The organism is Neisseria sp. P0022.S010, assembly GCF_051956635.1.
This window is the reverse complement of the sequence record NZ_JBQCXF010000271.1, coordinates 1-3,889: the sequence shown is the minus strand read 5'-3', so window position 1 is coordinate 3,889 and position 3,889 is coordinate 1. Positions and strand designations below refer to the sequence as shown.

At 54.2% G+C, this 3,889-nt stretch carries 2 protein-coding genes; both read right to left on the bottom strand.

Going from position 1 to position 3,889, the window contains the following annotated elements:
* Nucleotides 1-365 (bottom strand): helix-turn-helix domain-containing protein (locus ACTHUT_RS15100; RefSeq protein ID WP_440418982.1); only part of this gene is annotated, 365 nt, incomplete at its 3' end.
* Between the two features lie 84 nt (nucleotides 366-449).
* Nucleotides 450-3,889 (bottom strand): DUF3400 domain-containing protein (locus ACTHUT_RS15095; RefSeq protein ID WP_440418981.1); only part of this gene is annotated, 3,440 nt, incomplete at its 5' end.

The window sequence follows — 3,889 nt, the reverse complement described above, 5'->3', positions numbered from 1 at the left end:
TAATCCCGCTTATCGGTGGCTTTCTGTCCTTTGAGCAGCGGCAGCCGTTTGGTATCGAGATGTACCAGCTCTCCGGGGTAGGATTTATTGTAGCGTTTGGCCTGCCTTTTGAGTTTTTCCTGAATGCTGCGTTCTACCTTAGCTAGGCGTTTCATTCCGTACTTTGCCTGTTTGAAACGGTTGTTGGTACTGGTTGGGGGTTTGAGCAGCCTGCCTCTTGCAGCTTTAAGTGCGCGGTAAATGGTGACGCGGCTGACTTGGTAGCGGCGTGCCAGGGAGGTTACGCTTTCCTTCCCCTGCGCGTAGGCCAGCCAAATGGCTTGGCGGTGGTGCGGGGTGAGTCGGGTGTTTTTGTGCATGTTCATGTTTCAGTATTCTCCTGGAAATACTGTAAACAACGCTACTAATTTCTACACCTTTATTACAGCCCAAAGTTTTTGTCTAAGTCCTTAGAGCAATACTTTTTCTACACCGCCGTTGTTGGCTTTTTTCACAAACTCGTCCAGCCAGTTTTCGCCGAGGATGTGTTTCGCCATTTCGATGACGATATAGTCGGCGGGCATGTCGTTGTCGTCGGCGTAGCGGCTCAGTCCTTGCAGGCAGGCGGGGCAGGTGGTGAGCATTTTGACGGGTTCGCCCTGCGGCAGCTCTTTGAGGTTTTTCTCGATTTCCTCCTGTTTGCGGAATTTGACTTGGGTGGCGATATCGGGGCGTTTGACGGCGAACATGCCGGATTCGCCGCAGCAGCGGTCGCTTAAGACAACTTTCTGCCCCATGAGGCTGCTTGCCATTTGGGTGGCGTTCATGGTTTTGATGGGGGTGTGGCAGGGGTCGTGATAGAGGTATTGCTGACCTTTTACGCCGTTCAGTTTCACGCCTTTTTCGAGCAGGTATTCGTGGATGTCGATGATGCGGCATCCGGGGAAGATTTCTTCGAAGCGGTATTTTTCGAGCTGGTCGTAGCAGGTACCGCAACTGACGACGACGGTTTTAATGTCGAGGTAGTTGAGGGTGTTTGCCATTCGGTGGAAAGCCACGCGGTTGTTGGTACTCATTTCTTCGGCTTTAGCCTTATTGCCGCCTGCGTCTTGCGGATAGCCGCAACACATATAGCCCGGCGGCAGGACGGTTTGTACACCGACATGCCAGAGCATGGCTTGAACGGCAAGCCCGATTTGGCTGAACAGACGTTCGGAACCGCAACCTGGAAAGTAGAATACGGCCTCGGCATCTTCAGGAGAAGCCGGATTGCGGATGATAGGAATACTCTTGTCGTCTTCTATACCCAGCATGGAGCGCGGAGTTTTAGCAGGTACGCTTTTCGGCAAAGGACGGTTGATGAAGTGGATAACCTGTTCTTTGATTGAGGCGGTGCCAACGGTGGCTTTCGGTTCGGCTTTTTGTTTTTTAGTGCCAATCGGAAGAAGCTTGCCGATTTTGTAGGCAAAGTTTTGCGCAGGGAAGCCGGTCTGTATCATAGCGGCGCGCAGGACTTTGATGGTTTTAGGGCCGGTGGCGTTCAAAAACGCCATGCCCATCGATGCGGCGGGGGCAAAGCGTTTGTGGCCGGAATCGGCAAGGTAGTTGCGGATGGCTACGGTTACGTCGCCGAAGTCGATGTTGACGGGGCAAGGTTTGACGCAACGGTGGCACACGGTGCAGTGGTCGCCGATGTCCATGAGTTCTTCGAAGTGTTTGATGGAAACGCCGCGGCGGGTTTGCTCTTCGTATAAGAAGGCTTCGGTCAACAGCCCCACGCCGAGGATTTTGTTGCGCGGGCTGTACAGCAGATTGGCGCGCGGAACGTGAGTAGAGCAAACAGGTTTACATTTGCCGCAGCGCAGACAGTCTTTGACGGAATCGGCGATGGTGCCAAGGTCTGATTTTTCCATAATCAGCGATTCCGCCCCCAAAAGCTCGAAAGATGGCGTGTAGGCGTTGCGTAAGTCCGAGCCTTTCATGAGTTTGTGACGGTTGAAGGTGTGTTTCGGATCGACTTGGTTTTTGTAGTTCCAAAACGGTTGCAAATCTTCATCGGTCAAAAATTCGAGCTTGGTGATGCCGATGCCGTGTTCGCCGGAAATTACGCCGCCGAGCGAACGGGCGATTTTCATGATGCGTTCCACAGAACGGTAGGCCGTCTGAAGCATTTCGGCATCGTCTGAGTTAACCGGAATATTGGTATGAACGTTACCGTCGCCGGCGTGCATATGCAGGGCGACGAAGACGCGGCTGCGTACGGTTTTGGAGTGGATTTTGCCCAAGCCTTGGATAATTTTAGTATCGGTTTTGCCGCTGAAAATTTCAGAAAGCGGCTTCATTACGTCCGCTTTGACAGACACGCGCAGGCGGAAATCGCGGAAGGCAATAAAGCAGCTTTCATTGTCTTTGGCTTCGGGCGCAGCATGGACGGATGCGCCATAGCGAGCCTTATAGTCGGCAAGCGGCGCGTCTAAGTTAGCAAGTAGCCATTCCCAACGCGCTTTAACAGCGGAAACGTGGGCTAGGGCGTGTTTGCCGCGTTCGCCTAACAGTTCGGCGGTTGGCAGGTCTGTTCCCATTTTGTCGATGGGGAGTTTGCCGGACAAATATTGCTCCAAGGCAGCACAGAGTTTGAGTTTGTTTTGGATGGAAAGCTCAATGTTGATGCGTTCGATGCCGTCTGAATACTCGCCGAGCCTTTCGAGTGGAATTACCACATCTTCGTTGATTTTAAAGGCGTTGGTATGTTTGGCGATGGCTGCGGTGCGGCTGCGGTCGAGCCAGAAGGTTTTGCGGGCTTCAGGAGATATGGCGATAAAGCCTTCGCCGTCGCGGGCGCGGGCGAGTTCGCAGATGTGTTCGGCGGCTGCCTGTACGGCGGCTTCGTCGTCGGAAACCACATCTGCCAGCAAGACCATTTTAGGTCGGCCTTTACCTGCCGCTTTGGTGGCATAACCGACGGCGCGGACGTAACGCCAGTCTAAATGCTCCAAACCCGCCAGCCGCACGCTTTTATGGGCAAGCAGGAAATCGCGGATTTCGACGATAGAAGGTGTGGCGGTGGCGACCGTACCGAAAAATTCCATACACACAGTGCGCGTGTATTTCGGCATTTTATGCAACACGAAGGCAACGCTGGTGATGATGCCGTCCGTGCCTTCTTTTTGCACGCCGAGCAGGCCGCTCAAGAATTTGTCGGTAACGTCTTTGCCCAAACCGACTTTGCGGAATTTGTGGCCGGGAATTTCCAAGCGTTCGGTTTTAACGACATTGAGGCCGTCTGAATCCAGCGTGTGAACGTCAAAGACAGCGGTTTCTTCGTCGTGGATTTTGCCGAAATTGTGGCGCACGCGCTCGATGCGCAGCCATTCGCCCTGCGGGTTGACCATCTGCCAGTAGGCGAGGTTGTCCAACGCCGTCCCCCACAGCACGGCTTTTTTACCGCCTGCGTTCATCGCCACATTGCCGCCCACGCAGGACGCGTCGGCGGAAGTCGGATCGACGGCGAACACCAAACCCGCTTGATGCGCGGTTTCTTCCACACGCCGCGTTACCACACCCGCGCCGCAATGGATAATCGGATGTTTGCCGTTCAAGCCCGCCAGTTCTACAAATTCGACGCCGCGATGCTTGTCGAGCTTTTCCGTATTGATGACCGCGCTGTTTGCATCCAAAGGCACGGCGCCGCCGGTATAACCCGTGCCACCGCCGCGCGGAATAATGACCAAATCCAGCTCGATTAAGGCGCGCACCAAAGGCGCGATTTCTGCCTCAGTGTCGGGATTGACGACGACAAACGGATATTCGACGCGCCAGTCGGTCGCATCGGTAACGTGCGTTACCCGCGCCAGCCCGTCAAACATAATATTGTGCGGCTTGGTGATTTTGCTCAAACGCTCCAAAATCT